The sequence below is a fragment of the Streptomyces sp. AM25 genome (assembly GCF_058146165.1).
Genome location: NZ_JBKIWN010000147.1, coordinates 1 through 2,002 on the forward strand (window position 1 = coordinate 1; position 2,002 = coordinate 2,002).

The 2,002-nt window shown below is 65.8% G+C and carries 1 protein-coding gene; it reads left to right on the forward strand.

Features of this window, described 5'->3' with window-relative positions; translation table 11 throughout:
* The first annotated feature begins 617 nt into the window (after nucleotides 1-617).
* Nucleotides 618-1,934 (forward strand): group II intron reverse transcriptase/maturase, encoded by a 1,317-nt coding sequence (ltrA, locus tag ACLHRZ_RS42445; RefSeq protein WP_490423990.1) that lies wholly within the window; start codon nucleotides 618-620, stop codon nucleotides 1,932-1,934.
* Nucleotides 1,935-2,002: the final 68 nt, after the last annotated feature.

Sequence of the window (2,002 nt, forward strand, 5' to 3'; positions counted from 1 at the left end):
GTGATAGACGGTTGATCGTCAGTCGTAAGCTCGTCGTCGCTTGCCGGTGCAAGTCCGGTCCGGGTAGCTGCCAGGAGGCCCGGTAGCAGGCTGGCGGTATCGGGGGGAAACGCCCGGTGCCGAAGCCCAGCGTCAAAAGCCCTTGAAGGGGGAGCAACCGTACGGCCCGTAGCATCAAGCGAAGCCTGCCGCGTCGTGAAAATCCCCATCGTGAGGTGGGACAAGGGAGAGCCGAGCCCGGAGTGTCAGGGCGAAGGCCATGGAAGCGGCGAAGACCCTGGAATCGCAGCCGTGAAGAACTCCCCGGCGTAAGGGGCACGGAACGTTCGGATAGTGACGGCGGGAACTGGAGAGGCCCTCCCCGGCCCGGCAGCCTGCGCACAGACGCTGCTGGAAGCCGGGCGCCCTATAACCGATGACCTCGGGAAGTGGGTGCCGGCCGGGAGGGCGTCAGAGGCGGCCGTAGTACTGCTTGAGCCGAGCGGACAACACAACCGCCGGTGAGGGAAGGGCCGCTACTTCGTCGATGCGTAGAGATGTGGAGGAGGGGCCCGGTGAGTGCCCACGTGGCTAGTCCCGCCGACGGGGGACGTTCTCCCTCGGATCCGGTCCGTGCCTTGCAGCATGCGCTCTACCGGGCGGCCAAGGCCGATCCCGGACGGCGGTTCCACGCGCTGATGGACAAGGTCTCGCGCAGGGACGTCCTATGGCGCGGGTGGGTCGCGGTGCGCCGCAACAACGGTGCTCCGGGTATCGACCAGACCACGTTGGAGGAGGTCGAGGAATACGGGGTGACCCGGCTCCTCGACGAACTGGCCGCGGAACTGAAGACCGGCAGCTATCGTCCGCTCCCGGCGCGTCGGGTGTTCATCCCCAAGCCCGGCACGCTGGAGCAAAGACCGCTGTCGATCCCTTCGGTGCGTGACCGGATCGTCCAGGCCGCATGGAAGCTGGTGGCGGAGCCGGTGTTCGAGGCGGATTTCCTTCCGTGCTCGTTCGGGTTCCGTCCCCGACGCGGCGCTCACGATGCGCTTCAGGTTCTCATCGATGAGTCCTGGCGGGGGCGCAACTGGGTGGTGGAGACGGACATCGCCAACTGCTTTGAGGCGATTCCGATCGAGAAGTTGATACAGGCGGTCGAGGAACGCATCTGCGACCAGCCGTTCCTCAAACTGCTGCGCGTGATGCTGCGCGCGGGGGTCATGGAGGAGGGGCAGGTCCGTCGGCCGGTCACCGGAACCCCACAGGGCGGGGTTGCATCCGCCTTGCTCTGCAACGTCTACCTGCACCGGATTGACCGGGCATGGGACGAGCTGGAGCACGGGGTCCTGGTGCGTTACGCCGACGATGCGCTGGTGATGTGCAGATCCCGGCGGCAGGCCGAAGCCGCGCTGGCGCGGCTTCGGGAACTGCTGGCCGAACTCGGCCTGGAGCCGAAGGAAGCCAAGACCAGGATCGTGCAGCTGAAGGTGGGAGGCGAGGGAGTGGACTTCCTCGGTTTCCATCATCGGATGGTGAACGCGCCTGCTCTCAAAGGGAGACGGCCGTTTCCTTTCCTCGCTCGCTGGCCCGCGGACAAGGCGATGCGGCATGCACGGGAGCGCATCCGGGAACTGACGGACCGCTCTCGGCTGCTGCTGTCGACCGAGGTGGTGGTTGAGGACCTCAACCGGTTCCTGAACGGCTGGGCAGCGTACTTCAAGTACGGCAACTCAGCACACCGCTTCGGTGTGATCAGGGAGTACGTGCGAATGCGGATGGCGCTGTTCATCGGCAAACGCCACAAACGCTCCCGCGGATTCGGACGGTACGTGGTGTCATATGCCTCTCCGAACCATCTGGGGCTGATCAGTCTTGCTGGGAACGTCGTTGCCCCCAGGCCCTTCCGGGACTGGCGGGGGAAGCCGAATGCCGGTGGTGAACGGCGTCGGTGAGCCGTGTGCGGGAGAACCGCATGCACGGATCGAGGTGGCGGGGGCTGGAAACGGAACGCACGTACTGC